Consider the following 21,133-nt stretch of genomic DNA (forward strand, 5'->3'; position numbering starts at 1 on the left):
CTGGTGGTCGGGGCTTACTCATGGGTTGATGCGAAAGAGAAGTTGCGCAAAATATGTTGCGCAACTTTTCTTTCGCATCTACGGTGGGGTCATGACAGGAAAAGAGCGGGACCGGCGGATCACGGATGTGGGGACGCTGAAGGCGCTCGCTCACCCGCTGCGGATGAGGCTGTGCCGGAACCTCACGCTGATGCGGGTCGCCACCGCCTCACAGCTCGCCGAGCAGGTCGACGAGGCCGTCTCGCTGGTCAGCTACCACCTGCGCAAGCTCGCCGAGTTCGGGCTCATCGAGGAGGCCGAGCCGCAGAGCGCGGACGGCAGGGAGCGGTGGTGGCAGCTCGCCTCGGACGGCGTCAGCATCCACCACGAGGACTTCAGCGCCGCCCCCGAGGAGGCGGCCGCGCACACGGCGGCCAGCAGGCTCTTCGCCGAGCAGCGCATGGACATGTACCGGCGCTGGCTCGACGAACGCGCGCACTGGAGCGAGGCGTGGAACCGCAGGGCCGAGTCGTCCGAGTCGGCGCTCCGCCTCACGGCGGACGAACTGGCCGAGCTGAACAAGGAGATGCTCGCGCTCCTGCACAAGTACGACGAGCTGGGCCGGGCCGCCGAGACCGTCGGCGACACCGAGGGCCGCGAGAACGTCGCGGTGCACACGTACGCCTTCCCGTTCCGCGCCTGAGAGGACCTGGTCCGTGCCCGCCACGCTCATCGCCCCGCCCGCTGCCACCGCCCGCCCCGCCCACCGCGACGGCAACGTCCTGCGCTGGCTCGCCGCCTACACCTCCTCCATGGTCGGCGACAGCGTGTACTACATCGCCCTGTCCTGGGCCGCCGTCCAGGCGGGCAGCCCCTCGCAGGCCGGGCTCGTGATGTCCGTGAGCGCGCTGCCGCGGGCGGTGCTGATGCTCGGCGGGGGAGTCATCGCCGACCGGCTCGGGCCGCGCCGGGTCGTCATCGGCAGCGACGTGGTGCGCTGCGCGGCCGTCCTCGCGGTGGCGGCGCTGCTGTTCCTCACCAGCCCCGGGCTGTGGTCGCTGGCCGCGCTGGCGTTCGTCTTCGGCACCGTCGACGCGGTGTTCATGCCGGCCGTGGGCGCCCTCCCCGCGCGCGTGACGTCACGCGACCAGCTCGCGCGCGTGCAGGGCATGCGGGGCCTGGCGATCCGGTTCGCGAGCGTCGTCGGGGGACCGCTCGGCGGACTCGGGGTGGCGGTGGGCGGGGCGGCGGCCGCGTTCGGGCTGGCCGGGCTGCTGATTGCGGTGTCGGTGCCGCTGCTCGTGTCCGTACGGGTGGGGGAGCTGCCCGCTGACGACAAGGCCGGTGACAACCCTCGCGGTACCGCCTGGAGCGACCTCGTCAGCGGGCTGCGCTACATCCGGCGGCACCGTGTCCTCGCCCCGCTGATGCTGGCCATCGCGCTCGGGGACCTCGGGTTCGTCGGGCCGCTCAACGTCGGTCTGACGCTGCTCGCCGACGAACGCGGCTGGGGTGCCTCCGGCATGGGGGCCGTGCTCGCCGGGTTCGGCGTCGGCGCGGGGGCCGCCTCCCTGCTTCTCACCGTGCGCGGGCGGCTGCCGCATGCCGGGCAGGTCGCGGCGTACGCCATCCTCGCGGGCTCCGTCGCGATCGGGGCGCTGGCGTTCGTGCCGAGTCTCGTCGCCGCCGTCGGCACCGCGCTGCTGGTCGGGCTGCTCGCCGGGCTCAGCGGCGCGATGTGCGGGGCGCTGCTCCAGACTCAGGCGGACGCCGCCTACCTGGGCCGTGTCACGGCCGTCTCCGGACTGGTCAGCCTGGGCTTCGCGCCGCTGAGCATGCCGCTGTCCGCCGCGGCCATCGGGGCGTGGGGCACGGGGCCGGTGTTCGTCGTCAGCGCGGCGGTGTGCGGGCTCGGCGGGGTCGTCGCCCTGCTGGTACGGGACCTGCGCCGCGCCGAGCTCCCCAAGTGACTCCTAGATCCCGAGCTGCTTGCCCTCGTGCAGCTTGGCGATGGCGTCCTTCTCGCCGTCCAGGTCCACCTTGGCGGCGTTCTTGCGGCCGTACAGGAACAGCAGCAGCTCCGACGGCTCGCCCGTCACCGTCACGACCGGCGTGCCGCGGTGGGCGACCGCCGTCTGGCCGTCGGGGCGGCGCAGCACCAGGCCGGTGGGGACACCGCGGCCCATCAGCCGGGCGGTGCGCTCCAGGCGGGACCACAGGGCGTCCTGGAAGACGGGGTCGAGCTCGCGGGGCGTCCAGTCCTCCTGGGCCCGGCGGACGTCCTCGGTGTGGACGTAGAACTCGATCGTGTTGGACGCCTCGTCGAGCTGCTTGAGCTGGAACGGCGAGAAGCGCGGCGGGCCGGTCCGGATGAGCTGGATGAGCTCCTCGTACGGCTTGGCCGTGAACTCCTCCATCGCCTTGTCCAGGCGGGCGGAGAGCTGCTTGATGAGGAGACCGGCGGAGGCGTCCGGGCGGCGCTCGCGCACCACCACGTGCGCGGCGAGGTCCCGAGTCTGCCAGCCCTCGCACAGGGTGGGCGCCTCGGGACCGGCGGTTTCCAGGAGATCGGCGAGCAGAAGTCGTTCACGCTTGGCGAAAGTCGACATGCCGTCAGCCTACGACCGCGTAGTGGGTCCGCCCAGTGGACACCACGCCGGAACTGTCAGCGGCGCGCGGCACAATGGCACTCATGACCAGCACGCCCCAGCCCACCAGCCTCGACCCGGAGATCGCCGCGCGTCTCAAGCGCAGCGCCGACGGGCTCGTCCCCGCCATCGCCCAGCAGTACGACACCGGTGAGGTGCTGATGCTCGGCTGGATGGACGACGAGGCGCTGCACCGCACGCTGACCACCGGCCGCTGCACCTACTGGTCGCGCAGCCGCCAGGAGTACTGGGTCAAGGGCGACACCTCCGGCCACTTCCAGTGGGTCAAGTCGGTCGCGCTCGACTGCGACGCCGACACCGTGCTGGTCAAGGTCGACCAGGTCGGCGCCGCCTGCCACACCGGCGCGCGCACCTGCTTCGACGCCGACGTGCTGCTCAAGGACGCCGATTCGGGTGTCCCCGCCTCGGATCAGTAGGGTCAGCCGCCATGGACCTCGAGACCTTCCGCAAGCTCGCCACCGACCGGCGTGTCATCCCGGTCACGCGCAAGCTCCTCGCCGACGGCGACACCCCGGTCGCGCTCTACCGCAAGCTCGCCGCCGAGCGCCCCGGCACCTTCCTGCTGGAGTCCGCGGAGAACGGCCGCTCCTGGTCCCGCTACTCCTTCGTGGGCGTCCGATCAGCGGCCACGCTCACCGCGCGCGACGGGCAGGCCCACTGGCTCGGTGCCCCGCCCGTCGGCGTCCCCGTCGACGGCGACCCGCTCGCCGCCCTGCGCGCCACCATCGAGGCCCTGCACACCCCGCACCAGGAAGGCATGCCGCCCTTCACCGGCGGCATGGTCGGCTATCTCGGCTACGACATCGTCCGCCGCCTGGAGAAGATCGGCCCGGGCGAGCGCGACGACCTCCAGCTGCCCGAGCTCACCATGCTCCTCACCAGCGACCTCGCCGTCATGGACCACTGGGAGGGCTCGGTCCTGCTGATCGCCAACGCGATCAACCACAACGACCTCGACACCGGCGTCGACGAGGCCTACGCCGACGCGGTGGCCCGTCTGGACGCCATGGAGGCGGACCTGTCCCGCGCGGTCGCCCAGCCGCCCGCCGTCCTCCCGCCCTCCGAACTCCCCGAGTACACCGCCCTGTGGGGCGGCGAGGACTTCCAGGCGGCCGTCGAGGACATCAAGGAGCGCATCCGCGCGGGCGAGGCCTTCCAGGTCGTCCCCTCCCAGCGCTTCGAAACACCGTGCACGGCAAGCGCGTTGGACGTCTACCGGGTCCTGAGGGCCACCAACCCCTCCCCGTACATGTACCTGTTCCGCTTCGACGGATTCGACGTCGTGGGATCCAGTCCGGAAGCCCTGGTCAAGGTCGAGGACGGGCGGGCCATGGTCCACCCCATCGCCGGCACCCGCTGGCGCGGGGCCACCCCGCAGGAGGACCAGGCCCTCGCCGACGAACTGCTCGCCGACCCCAAGGAGCGCGCCGAGCACCTGATGCTGGTCGACCTCGGCCGCAACGACCTGGGGCGGGTCTGCGAACCGGGCTCCGTCGAGGTCGTCGACTTCATGTCCGTCGAGCGGTACTCGCACGTGATGCACATCGTCTCGACGGTCACCGGAAAGGTGGCGGAGGGCCGCACGGCCTTCGACGTCCTCACGGCCTGCTTCCCGGCCGGCACCCTCTCCGGCGCCCCGAAGCCCCGCGCGATGCAGATCATCGACGAACTCGAGCCGTCCCGACGCGGGTTGTACGGCGGCTGCGTCGGCTACCTCGACTTCGCGGGCGACTCCGACACGGCCATCGCCATCCGAACGGCCCTGCTCAGAGGCGGTACGGCGTACGTCCAGGCGGGCGCCGGGATCGTCGCCGACTCCGACCCGGTCGCCGAGGACACCGAGTGCCGCAACAAGGCGGCGGCGGTGCTGCGCGCGGTGCACACGGCGAACCGGCTCGGGCAATAGGGCGCTTCTCATAGGAACCCCGGGTGACGGTTCGCCCGGGGTTCGGGCGATAGTGGAGTACGTGACTGCTGTTCCTCTCCCTCGTTCCGAAGCCGCAGGGCCCGCCAGGGCCGGCCGCCTCAGCCTCGCCGTAGCTCTGCTGGCCGGTGCCCTCGGCGCGGCCGTGGCGCTGCTCGCAACCCGTCAACAGTGGTCGTCGGGCACCGCGACGGTGGCCGGCGGCGACTTCCCGCTGACCGCCAAGGGCAGCGACGTCACGGGCGTCCCCGCGGCGCTCGCCATAGTGGGCCTCGCCGCGCTCGTCGCCGTCTTCGCCGTCCGCAAGGTGGGCCGCTTCGCGGTCGCCGCGCTGCTGGCCCTCTCGGGCGTCGGCATCGTCGTCGCGGCGCTGCTCGGCGTGTCCGACAGCTCGGCGCTCGACGAACAGGCGGCGTCCGCCTCCGGGGACGCGGCCGCCACGGTCGATGGCCTCAGCCATACCGCGTGGCCGTACGTCGCGGTCGCCGGCGGGGCGTTGATTCTGCTGGCCGGGTTGCTGGCGTTGCGGTACGGGCGGATGTGGCCCGCGATGTCCGGGCGTTACGAGAGGAACGGGGCGCCTCGGGCGGTTCGGCGGGCGAAGGCCGTTGATCCTGAGCGGCCTGAGGAGATGTGGAAGGCGTTGGATCGGGGCGAGGATCCGACGGGGGCGTAGCGCTCCGCTGGGGAGGGCCCGTTTTCGGGTGCGGGCCGTCCGTGGCTGGTCGCGCAGTTCCCCGCGCCCCTTGGGTGGGTCCACTCACCCCCGTTGACCCGCTAGGGCCACCCCTGCTCACCTCTCCCGTACACGTGCGGAAGAATGGTCTCCGAGCGTCCGGCTCAGACACGAATACAGCAACGAGGAGCAAGTCATGGCGGGCAGCAGCCACGGTCACACCCCGGCCGCCTGGACCGGTGTCACTATCGCCTTCATCGGTTTCTGCGTCGCGGGCGCCTTCATGGTGATGGCCCAGCCCGCAGGCTTCTGGGCCGGCATGGCGATCGTGGTCATCGGCGGCATCGTCGGCTGGATCATGAGCGCGATGGGCATGGGCCAGCCGAAGGACGCCCACAAGGACCTCCTCGCCTCGCAGCCGGAGCCCGCGAGCGCCAAGGGCTGAAGGCGACAGCAGCCACCTCGTGGAGGGGCGGACCGGCGGAAGCGCCGGGGCCGCCCCTCACGCGCGTCCGGGGTCCCGCGGGGCACAATGCGAGGCGTGAACGCCGACAGCCAGAGGGTGCTGACCCACACGCGCGTGCTGGGCCGCCTGGCCGTGCCCGCCGGCGTCCTCGCGGCCGTCGCCGGAGCCTTCGCCTACGTGGCCGCGGTGGACCCCAACGAACCCGGCCACTACCCCGTCTGCCCGCTCCTGCACTACACCGGCCTGTACTGCCCCGGCTGCGGCGGACTGCGCAGCGCGCACGCCTTCGTCCACGGGGACGTCATGGCGGCGCTCCAGGACAACGCCGTGGCCGTGCTCGGCTATCTGGGGTTCGCCGTGCTGTGGACCGTCTGGGTGGTCCGCGCGGCGCGCGGGCGGCCGATGCGCGTCGATCTCGGCCCGCCGCACCTGTGGACGCTGGGCACGTTGCTGCTGGTCTTCACTGTTGTCCGGAACCTGCCGTTCGGTGGCTGGCTGCATCCTTGATCAATTGGTGAACGTCCAGGTAGTGGGACCGGCGTCAACCGGATGCGAGGCCTAAGCCCTCCTGCGGATACCATCGCAGTGACCGCCTTTTCTCACCGGTCGCTGGAACTGTCAACCGTCTGGAAGGGGGCCGCTCGCGTGAGTGTGCTCGACGAGATCATCGACGGAGTCCGTGCCGACCTCGCGGAGCGGCAGGCGCGCGTCAGCCTCGACGAGCTCAAGGAGCGCGCGGCGAAGGCTCCCGCGGCGAAGGACGGCGTGGCCGCACTGCGCGGCGACGGCGTCAAGGTCATCTGCGAGGTCAAGCGGTCCAGCCCCTCCAAGGGTGCGCTGGCCGCGATCGCCGACCCGGCGGGCCTCGCCGCCGACTACGAGGCGGGCGGCGCCGCCGTCATCTCCGTCCTCACCGAACAGCGCCGCTTCGGCGGCTCGCTGGCCGACCTGGAGGCCGTCCGCGCGCGCGTGGACATCCCGGTCCTGCGCAAGGACTTCATCGTCACGTCGTACCAGCTGTGGGAGGCCCGGGCGTACGGCGCCGACCTCGCCCTGCTGATCGTGGCCGCCCTAGAGCAGCCCGCCCTGGAGTCCCTCATCGAGCGCGCGGAGTCCATCGGACTCACCCCGCTCGTCGAGGTCCACGACGAGGACGAGGTCGAGCGTGCCGTGGACGCCGGCGCGAAGATCATCGGCGTCAACGCCCGCAACCTCAAGACCCTCGAGGTCGACCGCGGCACCTTCGAGCGCGTCGCCCCCGAGATCCCCGACCACGTCGTCAAGGTCGCCGAGTCCGGCGTCCGCGGCCCCCACGACCTCATCGCCTACGCCAACGCCGGCGCCGACGCGGTCCTGGTCGGCGAGTCCCTGGTGACGGGCAAGGACCCGAAGACGGCAGTGGCGGACCTGGTGGCAGCGGGCGCACATCCCGCATTGCGCCACGGCCGCGGTTGATCATTCGCTAGGCTTGGTCCCGATGACTCTCTCGCTGACCCTGACGACCGTGGACCGGTACGCCCGCCTCGCGCGCGGCTGCCGCCCGCGGGGTTGCCGCGCGCCGGCACGCAGGGTCCACGGCCGCCGGGTGCGGTACGTGATCGGAGATGAGCCGGGGCAAGTGAACGGCATGCGATGGCAGCAGCCAACCTAAGGGGCGCGGGGAACTGCGCGACCAGCCACATCCGGTCCGCAGCCAACTGACCCTCCCCGCCCCCACGGCGAATAGTGTCTTTTCCACGCACTCACCGTGAGGTTTGGCATGCCCAGCGAGTTCTTCATCCCCGACCCCCAGGGTCAAGTACCGACCGCCGAAGGCTACTTCGGCGACTTCGGCGGCAAGTTCATCCCGGAGGCCCTCGTCGCCGCCGTGGACGAGGTCGCCGTCGAGTACGACAAGGCCAAGCACGACCCCGAGTTCGCCCGCGAGCTCGACGACCTGCTGGTCCACTACACCGGCCGCCCCAGCTCCCTCACCGAGGTGCCGAGGTTCGCCGAACACGCCGGTGGCGCAAGGATCTTCCTCAAGCGGGAAGACCTGAACCACACCGGCTCCCACAAGATCAACAACGTGCTCGGCCAGGCGCTGCTCACCAAGCGCATGGGCAAGACCCGGGTGATCGCCGAGACCGGTGCCGGTCAGCACGGCGTGGCCACCGCCACCGCCTGCGCGCTGTTCGGCCTCGAGTGCACGATCTACATGGGCGAGATCGACACCCAGCGCCAAGCCCTCAACGTGGCCCGGATGCGCATGCTCGGCGCCGAGGTCATCGCCGTGAAGTCGGGCTCGCGCACCCTCAAGGACGCGATCAACGAGGCCTTCCGCGACTGGGTCGCCAACGTCGACCACACCCACTACCTCTTCGGTACGGTCGCAGGACCGCACCCCTTCCCGGCGATGGTCCGCGACTTCCACCGCGTCATCGGCGTCGAGGCCCGCCGCCAGATCCTGGAGCGGGCCGGCCGGCTCCCCGACGCGGCGATCGCCTGTGTCGGCGGCGGCTCCAACGCCATCGGCCTGTTCCACGCCTTCATCCCGGACACCGGCGTACGCCTCATCGGCTGCGAGCCGGCCGGGCACGGCGTGGAGACCGGCGAGCACGCGGCGACCCTGACCGCGGGCGAGCCCGGCATCCTGCACGGCTCCCGTTCCTACGTCCTCCAGGACGAGGAGGGCCAGATCACCGAGCCGTACTCGATCTCGGCCGGTCTGGACTACCCGGGCATCGGCCCCGAGCACTCCTACCTCAAGGACTCCGGCCGCGGCGAGTACCGCGCGGTCACCGACGACGCGGCCATGCAGGCCCTGCGTCTGCTGTCCCGCACCGAGGGCATCATCCCGGCCATCGAGAGCGCCCACGCGCTGGCCGGTGCCCTGGAGGTCGGCAAGGAGCTCGGCAAGGACGGGCTGATCATCGTCAACCTGTCCGGCCGTGGCGACAAGGACATGGACACGGCCGCGCGCTACTTCGGCCTGTACGACACCGACGCCGAGGTCGCGGCCGACGCCGCCGACCTCGCCGAGATCGAGGGGGACGCCAAGTGAGCGGGAACATTCAGCTGCTGACCGACACCCTCGCCGGTGCCAAGGCCGAGGGCCGGTCCGCGCTCATCGCCTACCTCCCGGCCGGGTTCCCGACCGTGGACGGCGGCATCGAGGCGATCAAGGCCGTCTTCGACGGCGGTGCCGACGTCGTCGAGGTGGGCCTGCCGCACAGCGACCCCGTCCTCGACGGTCCCGTCATTCAGACCGCCGACGACATCGCCCTGCGCGGCGGCGTCAAGATCGCCGACGTCATGCGGACGGTCAAGGAGGCGTACGAGGCCACCGGGAAGCCGGTGCTCGTGATGACGTACTGGAACCCGATCGACCGCTACGGCGTCGAGCGCTTCACCGCCGAGCTCGCGGAGGCGGGGGGCGCCGGGTGCATCCTGCCCGACCTGCCGGTGCAGGAGTCGGCGCTGTGGAGGGAGCACGCCGAGAAGCACGGCCTCGCGACCGTCTTCGTCGTGGCGCCGAGCAGCAAGGACGAGCGGCTCGCGCAGATCACCGCGGCGGGCAGCGGGTTCGTGTACGCCGCCTCGCTGATGGGCGTCACCGGCACCCGTGAGTCGGTGGGCGCGCAGGCGCAGGACCTGGTCGAGCGCACCCGTGCCGTCGGCGGCGACCTGCCGGTCTGTGTCGGGCTCGGCGTCTCCAACGCGGCGCAGGCCGCCGAGGTGGCCGGCTTCGCCGACGGCGTGATCGTCGGTTCGGCCTTCGTGAAGCGGATGCTGGACGCGCCGGACGACAAGGCCGGCGTCGAGGCCGTCCGCGAACTCGCCGGTGACCTGGCGAAGGGCGTGCGCGGACAGGCGTAACAAGTCCGGACGTTTCGCACAGGTCACTCGAACGGGTGGACCTGGGACCGGGGAGGCGCGCTGCGCCTCCCCGGTTCGTTTCCGGGGTGTGAGCGAGAAGAACCGTGAGGGAAAGCGCACCGCCCGCGAGCGGCTGGCGGTCGAGCGTGAGAAGCAGAAGGCCGCGGAGAGGCGACGGCGGACGCTGATCGTGAGCGCGAGCGTCCTGTGTGTCCTGGGCCTCGCGGCGGTGATCGGCATCGTCGCCGCCAACTCGGGCAAGGACGACGGCAGCGACTCCGCGGGCCCGGTCGTGGCGCCCTCGGGCGCCAACGGCGACGACCAGCTCGCCATCCCGGTCGGCAAGGCCGAAGCCAAGTCCACGCTCACGGTGTGGGAGGACTTCCGCTGCCCGGCCTGCAAGTCCTTCGAGGACGCCTACCGCTCGACCATCCATGAGCTGACCGGCGCCGGCCAGCTGAAGGTCGACTACCACCTCGCGACGATCATCGACGGCAACATGGGCGGCACCGGCTCCCGCAACGCGGCCAACGCCGCGGCCTGCGCCCAGGACGCCGGCAAGTTCACGGCGTACCACGACGTGCTGTACGAGAACCAGCCCGCGGAGACGGACGACGCCTACGCCAAGAACGACAAGCTCATCGAGCTGGCGAAGAAGGTCGACGGCCTGGACACGACGACGTTCCGGACGTGTGTCGAGAAGGGCACCCACAACAGCTGGGTCGCCAAGTCCGCGGCCGCCTTCCGTAACGGCGGGTTCAGCGGCACCCCGACCGTCATCCTCAACGGCAAGAACATCTACCAGGACCAGACGATGACCCCGGCGAAGCTGAAGCAGCAGGTGCAAGAGGCGGCCAAAGGGTAACGGGGGGTAAGAGAGATTCCGACCCTCCCGTTATGGAGCCGTAGCCGGGCTGCCTGCCGTCCGCGGCGCCCGGCACGGTAGCGTCGGTCCTGCCATGGAACTTGCCTACATTCCCAGCCCGTCGCGCGGGGTGATCCACCTCGGTCCCATCCCGCTGCGCGGCTACGCGTTCTGCATCATCATCGGCGTCTTCGTCGCGGTCTGGCTCGGCAACAAGCGCTGGATCGCCCGCGGCGGCCGCGCCGGCACGGTGGCCGACATCGCGGTCTGGGCGGTGCCCTTCGGCCTCATCGGCGGCCGGCTCTACCACGTGATCACGGACTACGAGCTGTACTTCAGCGAGGGCCGTGACTGGGTGGACTCCTTCAAGATCTGGGAGGGCGGCCTCGGCATCTGGGGCGCGATCGCGCTCGGTGCGGTGGGCGCCTGGATCGGCTGCCGCCGCCGGGGCATCCCGCTGCCGGCCTACGCCGACGCCATCGCCCCCGGCATCGCCTTCGCGCAGGCCATCGGACGCTGGGGCAACTGGTTCAACCAGGAGCTGTACGGCCGGGAGACCGACCTCCCCTGGGCCCTGAAGATCACGTCCTCGACGGACGGCCGGGTCCCGGGCACCTACCACCCGACGTTCCTGTACGAGTCCCTGTGGTGCATCGGCGTCGCGCTGCTCGTCATCTGGGCCGACCGCCGCTTCAAGCTCGGGCACGGGCGGGCGTTCGCGCTGTACGTCGCCGCGTACTGCGTGGGCCGGTTCTGGATCGAGTACCTCCGCGTCGACGACGCCCACCACATCCTGGGCCTGCGCCTGAACAACTGGACCGCGCTGATCGTGTTCCTGCTGGCGGTCGCCTACATCGTGATCTCGGCGAAGAAGCGCCCGGGCCGCGAAGAGGTCGTCGAGCCCGGTGTCCCCGACGGTGAGGCCGAGGAGGCCGGTGAGGCCGAGGCGGGTGAGAAGGCCGAGGCCGACTCGTCCGAGGAGGCCACGGAATCCACGGAGGACGTCAAGGACGAGGCCGAGTCGGCGAAGAAAGGCTGACGGTCGGTCGTACGACGATGAGGGCGCCCGGAGACTACCGGGCGCCCTTCGTCGTGTGCGGCGGCGGGTTCCGGTGAGTTCGGCACCGCCGGAGCGCGCCGCGGGGGTGCTCGCCGTCGCGGCGGAAAAGAGAAGGCCGTCAGGTTCGGTGGGCGAGTAGCAGAGTGCGCTGTGCCATTGCCACCACCGCCGCGTCGATGAAGCTGCCGTCCGGTAGTGCCTGGGCGCCCTGTTCCGTCGTCGCCGCCTTCACGATCGTCTCCGCCTTCTCGATCTCCGCCGGGGTCGGGAGGTAGGCGCGTTCGATGATCGGGAGCTGGCGGGGGTGGATGGCCGCCCGGCCCAGGAAGCCCAGGGTGCGGCCGTGGGCGCAGGAGGCGGCGAGGCCCTCCAGGTCGCGGATGTCGGGGTGGACCGACTGCGGCGGGGACGGGAGGTGCGCGGCGCGCGCCGCCACGATCACGCGGGAGCGGGACCAGTCGAGGCCCGCGTCCTCCCGTACGCCCAGGTCCGCCCGTAGGTCCGCCTCGCCGAGGGCGATGCCGCGCAGGGAGGGGTGGGCCGTGGCGATGGCGTGGGCGTGTTCGATGCCGAGGGCCGACTCCAGGAGGGCGAAGAGGGCGGGTGCGCCGCCGTCGGCGGGGGCGGTGCGTTCGGCGATGGCGGTGATCTGCTGCGGTCCCGTCACCTTGGGCAGGCGGAGGCCGGACAGGCCCGGGAGGGCGGCCACCGCCTTCAGGTCCGCCGCCGCGAGCGGGCCGTCCAGGGCGTTGACGCGGACGTGCACCGGCACGGGGTGCCGTTCGGTGAGGAGTTCGGCGGTGGCGTCGCGGGCGTAGGCCTTGCGGTGCGGGGCGACCGCGTCCTCCAGGTCGACCACGACGACGTCGGCGCCGGCCGCCAGCGCCTTCGCCACGACGTGCGGGCGGTCGCCGGGGGCGTACAACCACGTCAGCGGTGTGGTCATACGGCGCCCTCCGCGCGCAGCGCCGCCAACTCATCGTCCGTCAGGCCCAGTTCGGTGAGGACGGTGTCCGTGTCGGCGCCGTGCGGGCGGCCCGCCCAGTGGATCGCGCCGGGGGTGGCGGAGAGGCGGAAGAGGACGTTCTGCATGCGGAGCGGGCCGAGTTCGGGGTCGGGGAGGGTGGTGATGGTGTCGAGGGCCGCGTACTGCGGGTCGGTCATCACGTCCCGGACGTCCTGGATGGGCGCCACGGCGGCCTCCGCTTTCTCGAAGGCCGCCAGCACCTCCGTACGGGAGCGTTCGGCGATCCAGGTGCCGACCGCCTCGTCCAGGACGTCGGCGTGGCGGGCGCGGTCGGCGCCGGTCGCGAACCACGGTTCGTCGATGAGGTCCTCGCGACCCACCAGGCGCATCACGCGTTCCGCGATCGACTGGGCGGAGGTCGAGACGGCGACCCAACTGCCGTCCGCGGTGCGGTAGGTGTTGCGGGGGGCGTTGTTGGCGGAGCGGTTGCCGGTGCGACGCTGCACGTAGCCGAGCTGGTCGTACCAGGTGGGCTGGGGGCCGAGGACGGTGAGGATCGGCTCGATGATCGCCATGTCGACGACCTGGCCCGCGCCGGTGCGGTCGCGGGCCGCGAGTGCCGTCATGACGGCGTACGCCGTGGCCAGGCCCGCGATGGAGTCGGCGAGGCCGAAGGGCGGCAGCGTCGGGGGCGCGTCCGGTTCGCCGGTGATGGCGGCGAAGCCGCTCATCGCCTCGGCGAGGGTGCCGAAGCCGGGGCGGTGGGCGTGCGGGCCGAACTGGCCGAAGGCGGTGACGCGGGTGAGGATCAGCCGGGGGTTGGCCGCGGAGAGCTCGTCCCAGCTCAGGTCCCACTTCTCCAGGGTGCCGGGGCGGAAGTTCTCGATGATCACGTCGGCGGTGGCGGCGAGGCGCAGGAGGGTGGCCCGGCCGCCCGGCTTGGAGAGGTCCAGGGTGATCGTGCGCTTGTTGCGGCCGAGCACCTTCCACCACAGGCCGACGCCGTCCTTGGACGGGCCGTGGCCACGGGAGGGGTCAGGCTTGGTGGGGTGCTCGACCTTGACGACCTCCGCGCCGAAGTCGCCGAGCAGGGTGGCGGCGAGCGGGCCGGCGAAGAGGGTGGCCAGGTCGAGGACGCGGAGGCCGGAGAGCGGGGCGGTGGGGGGTGGGGTGCCGGTCATGCGTTGTGCTGCTTCTCGATCTCGGAGCGGTACGGCATCGACGCCGACGCGCCCGGCCGCTGCACCGACAGCGCCGCCGCCGCTGCCGCCCAGTGCAGGGCCTCGCGGATCGGGCGTTCCTCGCTGAGCGCGACCGCGAGGGTGCCGGCGAAGGTGTCTCCCGCGCCGGTCGAGTCCACGGCGGTGACCGGCGGAGCGGGCACGGCGAGGGGGTCGGCACCGTCGCGGGCCACATACAGGCTGCCCGCCGCGCCGAGCGTGACGACGACCGCCGGTACCTGGTCCAGGAGGGCCCGGGCCGCCGCGATCGGGTCGGAGAGGCCGGTGAGGGTGGTCGCCTCGTACTCGTTGGGGAGCAACAGGTCGGTGACGGCGAGGAGTTCGGGCGGCAGGGGCTGCGCGGGGGCGGGCGTGAGGATCGTCCGGACGCCGTGCGCGCGGGCCGCCTCGGCACCGGCCACGACGGCCGCCATCGGGATCTCCAGCTGGAGCAGCAGCGCGTCGGCGGAGGCGATCAGGCCCTCGTCGCCGGGGGCGAGGTGGTCGACGGTGCCGTTCGCGGCGGGGATCACGACGATCGCGTTGCCGCCCTCGTCGTCGACGACGATGTGCGCGGTGCCGGACGGGCCCTCGACGGTGCGGAGATGGTCGGTGTCGACGCCGGAGTGTTCGAGGGTGGAGCGGAGCTGGGTGCCGTAGGGGTCGTTGCCGACCGCGCCGATCATCGAGACGGTGGCGCCGGCGCGGGCGGCGGCGATCGCCTGGTTGGCGCCCTTGCCGCCGGGGATCGTACGGAACTCGCGGCCGGTGACCGTCTCTCCGCGCTGCGGGGCCTTCTCGACGTAGGCCACGAGGTCCATGTTCGTGCTGCCTAGTACGGCGATGTGCGTCATGGGCGGGAAGCCTCCAGGTGGGTCAGGTGGGCCAGGGCGTCGAAGCCGGTGCCGTCGAAGTCGCCGACGGACGTGGCGAGTCGGTTCTTCAGCGGGGCCGTCCAGCGGTCGGGGAGGGCTGCCGGGGTGCCGGTCAGGAGGGCGGCGATGCTGCCGGCCGTCGCGCCGTTGGAGTCGGTGTCCCAACCGCCGCTCACCGCCTTGCAGATGGAGGCGGTGAAGTCGCCGTTCGCGTGGGTGAGGGCGGCGGCGATCAGGGCGGTGTTGGGGATCGCGTGGACCCAGTGATGGGTGGGGGAGTGGGTGGCGTGGAGTTCGTCCACGACCTTGTTGAAGTCGCGGGTTTCCTGGGCGAGTTGGATCGCTTGCCGGATCGCTCTTGCCAGGCGGGAGTCTGGGGGTACGACGGTCAGGCCGGTGCGTAGGCAGGTGTGGATGTCGTGGGTGCCGGTCGTCGCGGTGGCGATTGTCGCCGCCGTGAACATCGCCGCGTAGACGCCGTTCGCGGTGTGGGTGAGGGTGGCGTCCCGGTGGGCCTGTTCCGCCGCGGCGGCCGGGTCGCCGGGGTTGGTCCAGCCGTGGACGTCGGCGCGGATCAGGGCGCCGATCCATTCTCTGAAGGGGTTGCGGTGGCGGGCGGTGTGCGGGGGTTCCAGGCCGAGGAGGAGGTTGCGGTAGGCGATGCGTTCGGCTGTGAAGGTGCGGCCTGCTGGGAGTTCGTCCAGCCAGAGGGTGGCCACGTCGGTGGGGGTGAAGCTTTTGGTGTGGCGTTGGAGCAGGAGGAGGTTGAGGAGGGGGTAGTTGAGGTCGTCGTCCTCGGGCATGCCGTCGATGTTCTCGGCGAGGGAGGTGGGGGCTGAGCGGCGGTTCCAGGGGTGTGCGGTGAGGAGGTCCGGGGGGACGCCCTTCGCGGTGAAGTAGGTGGTGAGGGGCCAGTTGCCGGTGGACTTGGCCAGCTGGCGGATGGCTTCGAGGGGGAGCTTCTCTACTGGTTTGCCTAGGAGGCAGCCAACTGCTCGGCCTAGCCAGGCTGCTTCGTAGGCTGCGGGGGGTGGGGGCTGGGGTGACGGGGTTTCGCTTGCCCGCGCTGGCGGGGTGCCGCTGCGCCCACCCGTGCCGCCCTGCGGCACGACTGCCCGCAGCTGCGTAGGCGGATGGGTGCCGCTGCTTGGGTGGGCGTCGTCCCAGCGGCACGACTGCTGGGAGGCGTCCGGCCAGGATGGGCACAGTGCCTTGATCTTTGTCAGGTCTGTGGGTTCCTGGTCCGTCAATCTGCTTGGTAGGTCCGCCAGTTCGTCCAGCAAGTCCTTTGCCAGTTGGCGTAGGTAGCGGGACGGGGGATTTGGGGAGGCGCCTGCTCTCAAGGGGGCCTCCATGCCGCCCGCTGCCTTCCATCTCGCGGCGATCACCACGGGTTCCCTGCCGTCCAGGGCTGCCTGGTGGAGTTCGTGGCCCAGGAGGTCTTCCGGTTGGACCCAGGTCAGTCGGAGCATCTCAGGCCTCCGATCTCCGTGAACGCGGCCTCGTGGGCCCGACGGCGGTGGATGTCGTGGTCGTGGATCTCGCGGGTCACCTCGGTGAGCGTCCTCGCGGGTTCCCAGAGGTCCAGGCGGCTGGCCTCCGCGACCGTCTTGGACCAGGTCTCCGGGACCGGGGAGCCCAGCGCGCCGGCGATCGCGCCGGCCATCGTCGCGATGGAGTCGCAGTCGCGGCCGTAGTTCACGGCGCCCAGGACCGCGTCGCGGTAGTCGCCGTCCGCGACGAGCAACATGCCCAGGGCGATGGGGAGTTCCTCGATCGCGTGGAGGCGGGAGGGGCGGCGGGCGCCGAGGGAGGGGTTGCGGTAGTCGGGGCCCACCGTGTCGTAGGGGGTGACCGCCTCGCGGAGGGGGGTCAGGGCCGACTCGAAGGTGGTGTGGTGCGTCGCTGCCTCGCAGACCTTCTCGATCGCTGTCCTTGTGCCGTCCTTAGCGAGGGACAGGCAGTGGGCGACGACCGTCTCCGGGGTCGCGTCCGGTGCGCAGGCCGCCGCCACGGCTGCCGCGAAGACTCCCGCCGCCTCGCGGCCGTACGACGACTGGTGGGCGCCCGCGATGTCCAGCGCCTCGGCGTAGGCGGCCCTCGGGTTCGCCGCGTTGACCAGGCCCACCGGGGCCATGTACATCGCCGCACCGCAGTTGACGATGTTGCCGACGCCGGCCTCGCGGGGGTCCGCGTGGGCGTAATGGAGACGGGTGACCAGCCATTTCTCCGCCAGGAAGATGCGGTGGAGGGGGAGGGCCTCCTGTTCCAGTTCCGGGATCCAGCGGGGGGTCGTCATCAGGTCGGGGACCAGGTGGTCGGCGACGGCGTACGCGTCCAGGTGGTCGCGGACCGTGGCGTAGACCCTGATCAGGGCGTGTGTCATCAAGGTGTCGTCGGTGACGTGGCCGTCGCCCTTGTGGTACGGGGCGATCGGGCGGGCCGTGCGCCAGGCGTCGCCGTTCCAGGGGCCGACGATGCCGTGGACGCGGCCGGCGTGGCGTTCCAGGATCTGGTCGGGGGAGTAGCCCTCCACCGGGCCGCCCAGCGCGTCGCCGACGGCTGCGCCCACGAGGGCGCCGGTGATGCGGTCCTCAAGGGTGGGGCACGGGATGTCCGGTGAGAGGTTCTGTTGCGGGGGTTTGGCTGAGAGGTTTTGTTGTGGGGGTTTGGGTGACATGAACCGAATCATCCTCCTGGCGGGGGCGGTTGTGTGGCTTCCAGGAGTTCGGCGAGTTCGACCAGGTCGGTGCCGGTGAGGCGGGGGAGGGCGCAGCCGGAGAGGGTGCGGCAGGTGTCCCGCCAGGTCGGTGGGAGGGCGGTGCCGCCGGTGAGGGCTCCGGTGAGGGCGCCGGTCAGGGCGGGGGCCGAGTCCGCGACGCGGGAGAGGCAGGCGGCGGCGGGGACGGCCGCTGCGATGTCGCCGTTCGCCGCGGTCGCCAGGGCGAGGGCCACCGGGACCGTTTCCGCGGCTGCGATGCCGTAGCTGTAGACGTGGTCGACGATCTGGTGTTCCAGGAGGGGGATCAGGGCGAAGGCGGTGGGGGTGGTGCGGGCGAGTGCCAGGGCGTGGCGGGCGTTGCGGCCGATCTCCGTGGACTCCGGGAGTTCGGTGAGGGCGGCGTCGACGCAGGTGTGTACGTCGGCTCCGGTGAGGGCGAGGGAGAGGGCGGCGGCCATGGCTCGGGCGCCGTGGACTCCGTCGCCGTCCTGGGTGTAGCGGGCGTCGAACTCGGCGAGGTCCGCGGCGAGTTGGGGGTTGCCGGGGTGGGTGATGGCCAGGACGCAGGCTCTGATGCAGGCCGCGTCGTCGAAGTAGTGGGGGTTGTCGTGGCCTGTCGCGGGTGGGCGTAGGCCGGTGGCGAGGTTGCCGAGGCCGGCGCGGACGGAGATGCGGGCGCGGAGGGGGAGTACGGCGGACTCGATTTCGGGTGCGCGGTGCGCTGCGGCGGCCACTTCGCCGGCGAGGGTGGTCCAGGTGAGGTCGATCGCCGCTCTGGTACGGCGGTCTCGGCTGAGGTCGGGGAGGGTGGTGTCGTCGCCTGCGCGGAGGAGGGCTTCCGCGGTGAAGGCCGCCCATTCCGCGTCGTCGGAGGGGCCGAGGCGGAGGGGTTCGGGGGGTTGGTTGAGGGCGATGGGGACGGGGAGGGTGGTCGTCGCGTTGTGTTCGGCGAAGGTGTCGAGTTCGCGGGTGAGACGGCGGGTCCAGTCGGGCATGCGGGCGGCTCTGTGGCGGGCGGCGGGCCATCCGGCGGCGTCGCCTGCGGCGAGGCCCAGGAGGAGGCCTTCGATGCGATGAGGGTTTGGGGTGGGGGTGTCGGCGGTGGCTTCTTTCGCCCCCGCCGCCCCTACCCGTCCCATCACCAGGGGCGCTGCCCCTTCGACCCCGCCAGGGGGCTCCGCCCCCTGGACCCCCGCCGGCCCTGAAAGGGCCTTGTCCTCAAACGCCGGACGGGCTGAGAGATGTGGACCGGTGTCGAGAGGTGTCGGCTCGTCATCGAACGCCGGACGGGCTGAGGGATGTGGGGCGGCGTGGAGAGGTGGCGGCTTCAGGGGGTGGGTGAGGGATGGCGATGGTGAGAGTTCGTCCCCGAGCGCCGGACCGGGCGAGTCGTCTGGGGCGGCATCCAGAGGTGCTCTCTCCTCGTGTTCCAGTGTCACCTCGCGCCCTCCATCTCGTCGCTGTCCGCCGCCAGTACGTATTCGTCGACCGGTGTCAGCAGATCCGCCACGTCCAGTACGTGATGGCCCGCCATCGACGGCAGGCAGCTGCCCCTTGCCGGGGTGATTGCCGAGGCCCACTCCGTGGGGATCGAGGACGCTCCCCTCGTTGCGCCCGCCAGCGCGCCCGCCACCGCTGCCGTCGTGTCCGCGTCGCGGCCCATGTTGACGGCTGTCAGGACTGCTTCCACGAAGTCGCCGTCCGCCGCCGCGTACGCGCCGAAGGCGAGGGCGACCGCCTCCGGGGCCAGGTCGGTCCAGGGGTAGCCGCCGATCACCACCGCGGAGCGGACCGCTCGTTCGCCTCGGTGGGCCACCGCCACCGCGCGGCGCAGGGAGCGGGCCGTCCAGGAGTCGTCCGGGATCACCGCCAGGGCCGAGGCGACCACCGCCACCGTGGGGGCGCCTGCCATCGCCGCCGCCACTCCTGCTGCTACCGCCTGGCCGCCGTAGATGCCTTCTCCGTCGTGGCTCACTGAGCCGTCGATCGCCGCCAGGCGCGCCGCCTCCGCCGGGCGGCCCGACGCGAAGACTCCGAAGGGGGCCGCGCGCATCGCCAGGCCGTCGCTCCAGGCGTGGCGGTGCTGGGCGGAGATGGGGGCCGCCAGGCCCCGGCGCAGGTTTTCCAGCGTGCCTCGTTCGCTGAAGCCTGCTCCCCGGAAGGGGCCCTCCTCGCGGTCGGCGATCCATTCGTGCCAGGCCGCCTCCACATGCGCCGGCGTCAGCGCCGAGCCGTGGCGGGCCAGGAGGAGGCCGGAGAAGATCGCGTACTCGGTGTCGTCCGTGCCCGAGGGGTGCTCGGTCACGTAGCCCGTGATGCGGCCCCAGCGGGCTCGGATCTCCGACGGTTTCAGGTTCTCCGCGGGGGCGCCCAGCGCGTCTCCCACCGCCAGGCCCAGCAGCGCGCCGCGGCCCCGTTCGCGGAGTTCGGCGGCGTTCCCGGGTGCCGGGACCGAGGGGATGCAGGCGATCGATGCCATACGGCGGCCTCTCCTCCGGGGGCTCCGCACAGGGCGCGGGGCCTTTGCGGATGTGTCCCACCGGGGGGCGACAACACGAGCATCACCTGCCTCAGCATCACCCGGTCGACATCTGAGCGGGGCCGCGATCGTATGCGCATTCGAGGGTAAAGACGCAGGTTAGCCCAGGCTTTCCTTCGTGGCGGGCGGGAATTTCTCGTCGTACAGTCGGGTTGTCGGTAATTAGAATCTGTCTAAAGTTAGCTTTGGCTTAGCTTCCCTGGGGGACCCCTGATGGCCATCATCGAGACCGAGGCGCCGCTGCACGAGGCGCACCGTGACAACCACACCCACCGTGATGTGAACGGGGGGTGGTTGCGGCCGGCGGTCTTCGGGGCCATGGATGGGCTGGTCTCCAACCTCGCGCTGATGACGGGTGTCGCCGGTGGGGCCGTCGGGCAGCAGGTCATCGTGGTCACCGGGCTCGCGGGGCTGGCCGCCGGCGCCTTCTCCATGGCCGCCGGTGAGTACACCTCCGTCGCCTCGCAGCGTGAGCTCGTCGAGGCCGAGCTGGATGTCGAGCGGCGGGAGCTGCGCAAGCATCCGCAGGACGAGGAGGCCGAGCTCGCTGCCCTGTACGAGGCGCGAGGCGTTGAGCCGGTGCTTGCTCGGGAAGTCGCCAAGCAGCTCTCCCGTGATCCTGAGCAGGCCCTGGAGATTCACGCCCGGGAAGAGCTCGGGATCGACCCGGGGGATCTGCCCTCGCCGCTCGTTGCCGCCGTCTCGTCCTTCGGGGCCTTCGCGCTCGGCGCGCTGCTTCCCGTACTGCCTTATCTGCTGGGGGCGAGTGCCTTGTGGCCTGCGGTTCTCGTCGCCCTCGCCGGGCTTTTCGCATGCGGTGCCGTCGTGGCCAAGGTGACGGCGCGGACCTGGTGGTTCAGCGGTTTGCGACAGCTCGCTCTCGGTGGTGCGGCGGCCGGTGTGACGTACGCCCTGGGCAGCTTGTTCGGAACGGCCGTAGGATAGGTCGACCGCTACTTATGCGATGGGCCGCATAAGTAGCCGTTACTCACTGGTTTCGAATGCTTAACCACTGGGCATGAGCCGTAAGCGCTGTGGGCAATGACGCCTGCCGCGCACCCGCGAGGTGAGCGACACCGCCCGCCTCGCCCCTGGAGCGACGGACATCGATCTGTCCCGTTCGGTCCCCACACACTTCAAGCCACGTGCGCGATACCCCCGTCGCCACCGCGTGGCGTCCGCATGTTGGAACGGAGTATCCGGTTCCCGAGAACCGCTCCATCATGTAACCTGCACGAAATTTTGCGCACACGCAGAGGGCCAACGTCGTCCCTCGGCACGCAGATATGCCACTTGAGACGACGACGGGAGAG

22 protein-coding genes are annotated in these 21,133 nt (G+C 71.5%); 14 read left to right on the forward strand and 8 right to left on the reverse strand.

Going from position 1 to position 21,133, the window contains the following annotated elements; translation table 11 throughout:
- The first annotated feature begins 91 nt into the window (after positions 1-91).
- The gene (locus IQ210_RS18490) at positions 92-682 is read left to right on the forward strand and encodes a winged helix-turn-helix domain-containing protein (RefSeq protein ID WP_194080135.1); all 591 of its coding nucleotides are present in this window, start codon (positions 92-94) and stop codon (positions 680-682) included.
- 13 nt (positions 683-695) lie between these two features.
- Entirely contained in the window at positions 696-1,949 is a 1,254-nt protein-coding gene (locus IQ210_RS18495; RefSeq protein WP_194080136.1) for an MFS transporter, read from the forward strand.
- Between the two features lie 3 nt (positions 1,950-1,952).
- Here IQ210_RS18495 and IQ210_RS18500 read toward each other — a convergent pair whose 3' ends face one another.
- Positions 1,953-2,588, reverse strand: a complete 636-nt coding sequence (locus tag IQ210_RS18500; protein ID WP_194080137.1) for a TIGR03085 family metal-binding protein — start codon at positions 2,586-2,588, stop codon at positions 1,953-1,955.
- A gap of 83 nt (positions 2,589-2,671) precedes the next feature.
- Here IQ210_RS18500 and hisI point away from each other — a divergent pair, with 83 nt between their 5' ends.
- From hisI to lgt, 11 genes are all read left to right on the forward strand, one after another.
- Entirely contained in the window at positions 2,672-3,064 is a 393-nt protein-coding gene (gene hisI, locus IQ210_RS18505; RefSeq protein WP_194080138.1) for a phosphoribosyl-AMP cyclohydrolase, read from the forward strand.
- A gap of 11 nt (positions 3,065-3,075) precedes the next feature.
- Entirely contained in the window at positions 3,076-4,554 is a 1,479-nt protein-coding gene (locus IQ210_RS18510) for an anthranilate synthase component I (protein WP_194080139.1), read from the forward strand.
- 52 nt (positions 4,555-4,606) lie between these two features.
- Positions 4,607-5,248 (forward strand): TIGR02234 family membrane protein, encoded by a 642-nt coding sequence (locus IQ210_RS18515; protein ID WP_194080140.1) that lies wholly within the window; start codon positions 4,607-4,609, stop codon positions 5,246-5,248.
- A 196-nt stretch (positions 5,249-5,444) separates the two neighbouring features.
- Entirely contained in the window at positions 5,445-5,693 is a 249-nt protein-coding gene (locus tag IQ210_RS18520) for an HGxxPAAW family protein (protein WP_194080141.1), read from the forward strand.
- An 87-nt stretch (positions 5,694-5,780) separates the two neighbouring features.
- Complete coding sequence (locus tag IQ210_RS18525; protein ID WP_194080142.1) at positions 5,781-6,221, forward strand: DUF2752 domain-containing protein; 441 nt, start codon at positions 5,781-5,783, stop codon at positions 6,219-6,221.
- Positions 6,222-6,359: 138 nt separating this feature from the next.
- On the forward strand, positions 6,360-7,169 hold the full coding sequence (gene trpC / locus IQ210_RS18530; RefSeq protein WP_194080143.1) for an indole-3-glycerol phosphate synthase TrpC: 810 nt from the start codon (positions 6,360-6,362) through the stop codon (positions 7,167-7,169).
- 22 nt (positions 7,170-7,191) lie between these two features.
- Positions 7,192-7,365, forward strand: coding sequence for a tryptophan biosynthesis modulator TrpM (trpM, locus tag IQ210_RS48490; RefSeq protein ID WP_407699709.1), 174 nt, complete (start codon positions 7,192-7,194; stop codon positions 7,363-7,365).
- 108 nt (positions 7,366-7,473) lie between these two features.
- Positions 7,474-8,757 (forward strand): tryptophan synthase subunit beta, encoded by a 1,284-nt coding sequence (gene trpB, locus IQ210_RS18535; protein WP_126271347.1) that lies wholly within the window; start codon positions 7,474-7,476, stop codon positions 8,755-8,757.
- A complete protein-coding gene (trpA, locus tag IQ210_RS18540; protein WP_194080144.1) occupies positions 8,754-9,572 on the forward strand; it encodes a tryptophan synthase subunit alpha in 819 nt (272 codons plus the stop codon). The genes trpB and trpA overlap by 4 nt, the downstream gene beginning before the upstream one ends.
- An 88-nt stretch (positions 9,573-9,660) precedes the next feature.
- Positions 9,661-10,437 carry a DsbA family protein gene (locus IQ210_RS18545; protein WP_194080145.1) on the forward strand — a complete coding sequence of 259 codons (777 nt, stop codon included), beginning with the start codon at positions 9,661-9,663 and terminating at the stop codon, positions 10,435-10,437.
- Between the two features lie 94 nt (positions 10,438-10,531).
- Positions 10,532-11,476 carry a prolipoprotein diacylglyceryl transferase gene (gene lgt, locus IQ210_RS18550; protein ID WP_194080146.1) on the forward strand — a complete coding sequence of 315 codons (945 nt, stop codon included), beginning with the start codon at positions 10,532-10,534 and terminating at the stop codon, positions 11,474-11,476.
- A 139-nt stretch (positions 11,477-11,615) separates the two neighbouring features.
- On the opposite strand, the gene IQ210_RS18555 is transcribed toward lgt, so the two are convergent.
- The 7 genes from IQ210_RS18555 to IQ210_RS18585 form a co-directional block, all read right to left on the reverse strand.
- Positions 11,616-12,443 carry an HpcH/HpaI aldolase/citrate lyase family protein gene (locus tag IQ210_RS18555; protein ID WP_194080147.1) on the reverse strand — a complete coding sequence of 276 codons (828 nt, stop codon included), beginning with the start codon at positions 12,441-12,443 and terminating at the stop codon, positions 11,616-11,618.
- The gene (locus tag IQ210_RS18560; RefSeq protein WP_194080148.1) at positions 12,440-13,645 is read right to left on the reverse strand and encodes a CaiB/BaiF CoA transferase family protein; all 1,206 of its coding nucleotides are present in this window, start codon (positions 13,643-13,645) and stop codon (positions 12,440-12,442) included. The genes IQ210_RS18555 and IQ210_RS18560 overlap by 4 nt, the downstream gene beginning before the upstream one ends.
- A complete protein-coding gene (gene rbsK, locus IQ210_RS18565) occupies positions 13,642-14,538 on the reverse strand; it encodes a ribokinase (protein ID WP_194080149.1) in 897 nt (298 codons plus the stop codon). The genes IQ210_RS18560 and rbsK overlap by 4 nt, the downstream gene beginning before the upstream one ends.
- Positions 14,535-16,031, reverse strand: coding sequence for an ADP-ribosylglycohydrolase family protein (locus IQ210_RS18570; protein WP_194080150.1), 1,497 nt, complete (start codon positions 16,029-16,031; stop codon positions 14,535-14,537). The genes rbsK and IQ210_RS18570 overlap by 4 nt, the downstream gene beginning before the upstream one ends.
- Positions 16,019-17,239: an ADP-ribosylglycohydrolase family protein gene (locus tag IQ210_RS18575; RefSeq protein ID WP_194080151.1), complete on the reverse strand. Its 1,221-nt coding sequence runs from the start codon at positions 17,237-17,239 to the stop codon at positions 16,019-16,021. Before IQ210_RS18575 ends, IQ210_RS18570 begins: the two co-directional genes overlap by 13 nt.
- 8 nt (positions 17,240-17,247) lie before the next feature.
- The gene (locus IQ210_RS18580; protein ID WP_194080152.1) at positions 17,248-18,420 is read right to left on the reverse strand and encodes an ADP-ribosylglycohydrolase family protein; all 1,173 of its coding nucleotides are present in this window, start codon (positions 18,418-18,420) and stop codon (positions 17,248-17,250) included.
- Positions 18,421-18,716: 296 nt separating this feature from the next.
- A complete protein-coding gene (locus IQ210_RS18585) occupies positions 18,717-19,760 on the reverse strand; it encodes an ADP-ribosylglycohydrolase family protein (protein ID WP_194080153.1) in 1,044 nt (347 codons plus the stop codon).
- Between the two features lie 273 nt (positions 19,761-20,033).
- Between IQ210_RS18585 and IQ210_RS18590 the strand changes: the two genes are divergently transcribed.
- A complete protein-coding gene (locus IQ210_RS18590; protein ID WP_194080154.1) occupies positions 20,034-20,765 on the forward strand; it encodes a VIT1/CCC1 transporter family protein in 732 nt (243 codons plus the stop codon).
- Positions 20,766-21,133 lie beyond the last annotated feature (368 nt).

This window comes from Streptomyces justiciae (genome assembly GCF_015163075.1).
GTDB classification, from domain to species: domain Bacteria; phylum Actinomycetota; class Actinomycetes; order Streptomycetales; family Streptomycetaceae; genus Streptomyces; species Streptomyces justiciae.

Coding starts and splice junctions, on each gene's coding strand:
- IQ210_RS18585 (WP_194080153.1), bottom strand. CDS start 19,760: ATGGCATCGATCGCCTGCATCCCCTCGGTCCCGGCACCCGGGAACGCC.
- IQ210_RS18570 (WP_194080150.1), bottom strand. CDS start 16,031: ATGCTCCGACTGACCTGGGTCCAACCGGAAGACCTCCTGGGCCACGAA.
- lgt (WP_194080146.1), top strand. CDS start 10,532: ATGGAACTTGCCTACATTCCCAGCCCGTCGCGCGGGGTGATCCACCTC.
- IQ210_RS18575 (WP_194080151.1), bottom strand. CDS start 17,239: ATGTCACCCAAACCCCCACAACAAAACCTCTCAGCCAAACCCCCGCAA.
- IQ210_RS18590 (WP_194080154.1), top strand. CDS start 20,034: ATGGCCATCATCGAGACCGAGGCGCCGCTGCACGAGGCGCACCGTGAC.
- IQ210_RS18560 (WP_194080148.1), bottom strand. CDS start 13,645: ATGACCGGCACCCCACCCCCCACCGCCCCGCTCTCCGGCCTCCGCGTC.
- IQ210_RS18510 (WP_194080139.1), top strand. CDS start 3,076: ATGGACCTCGAGACCTTCCGCAAGCTCGCCACCGACCGGCGTGTCATC.
- rbsK (WP_194080149.1), bottom strand. CDS start 14,538: ATGACGCACATCGCCGTACTAGGCAGCACGAACATGGACCTCGTGGCC.
- IQ210_RS18525 (WP_194080142.1), top strand. CDS start 5,781: ATGCGAGGCGTGAACGCCGACAGCCAGAGGGTGCTGACCCACACGCGC.
- hisI (WP_194080138.1), top strand. CDS start 2,672: ATGACCAGCACGCCCCAGCCCACCAGCCTCGACCCGGAGATCGCCGCG.
- trpM (WP_407699709.1), top strand. CDS start 7,192: ATGACTCTCTCGCTGACCCTGACGACCGTGGACCGGTACGCCCGCCTC.
- IQ210_RS18580 (WP_194080152.1), bottom strand. CDS start 18,420: ATGGGACGGGTAGGGGCGGCGGGGGCGAAAGAAGCCACCGCCGACACC.
- IQ210_RS18500 (WP_194080137.1), bottom strand. CDS start 2,588: ATGTCGACTTTCGCCAAGCGTGAACGACTTCTGCTCGCCGATCTCCTG.
- IQ210_RS18555 (WP_194080147.1), bottom strand. CDS start 12,443: ATGACCACACCGCTGACGTGGTTGTACGCCCCCGGCGACCGCCCGCAC.
- IQ210_RS18520 (WP_194080141.1), top strand. CDS start 5,445: ATGGCGGGCAGCAGCCACGGTCACACCCCGGCCGCCTGGACCGGTGTC.
- trpB (WP_126271347.1), top strand. CDS start 7,474: ATGCCCAGCGAGTTCTTCATCCCCGACCCCCAGGGTCAAGTACCGACC.
- IQ210_RS18490 (WP_194080135.1), top strand. CDS start 92: ATGACAGGAAAAGAGCGGGACCGGCGGATCACGGATGTGGGGACGCTG.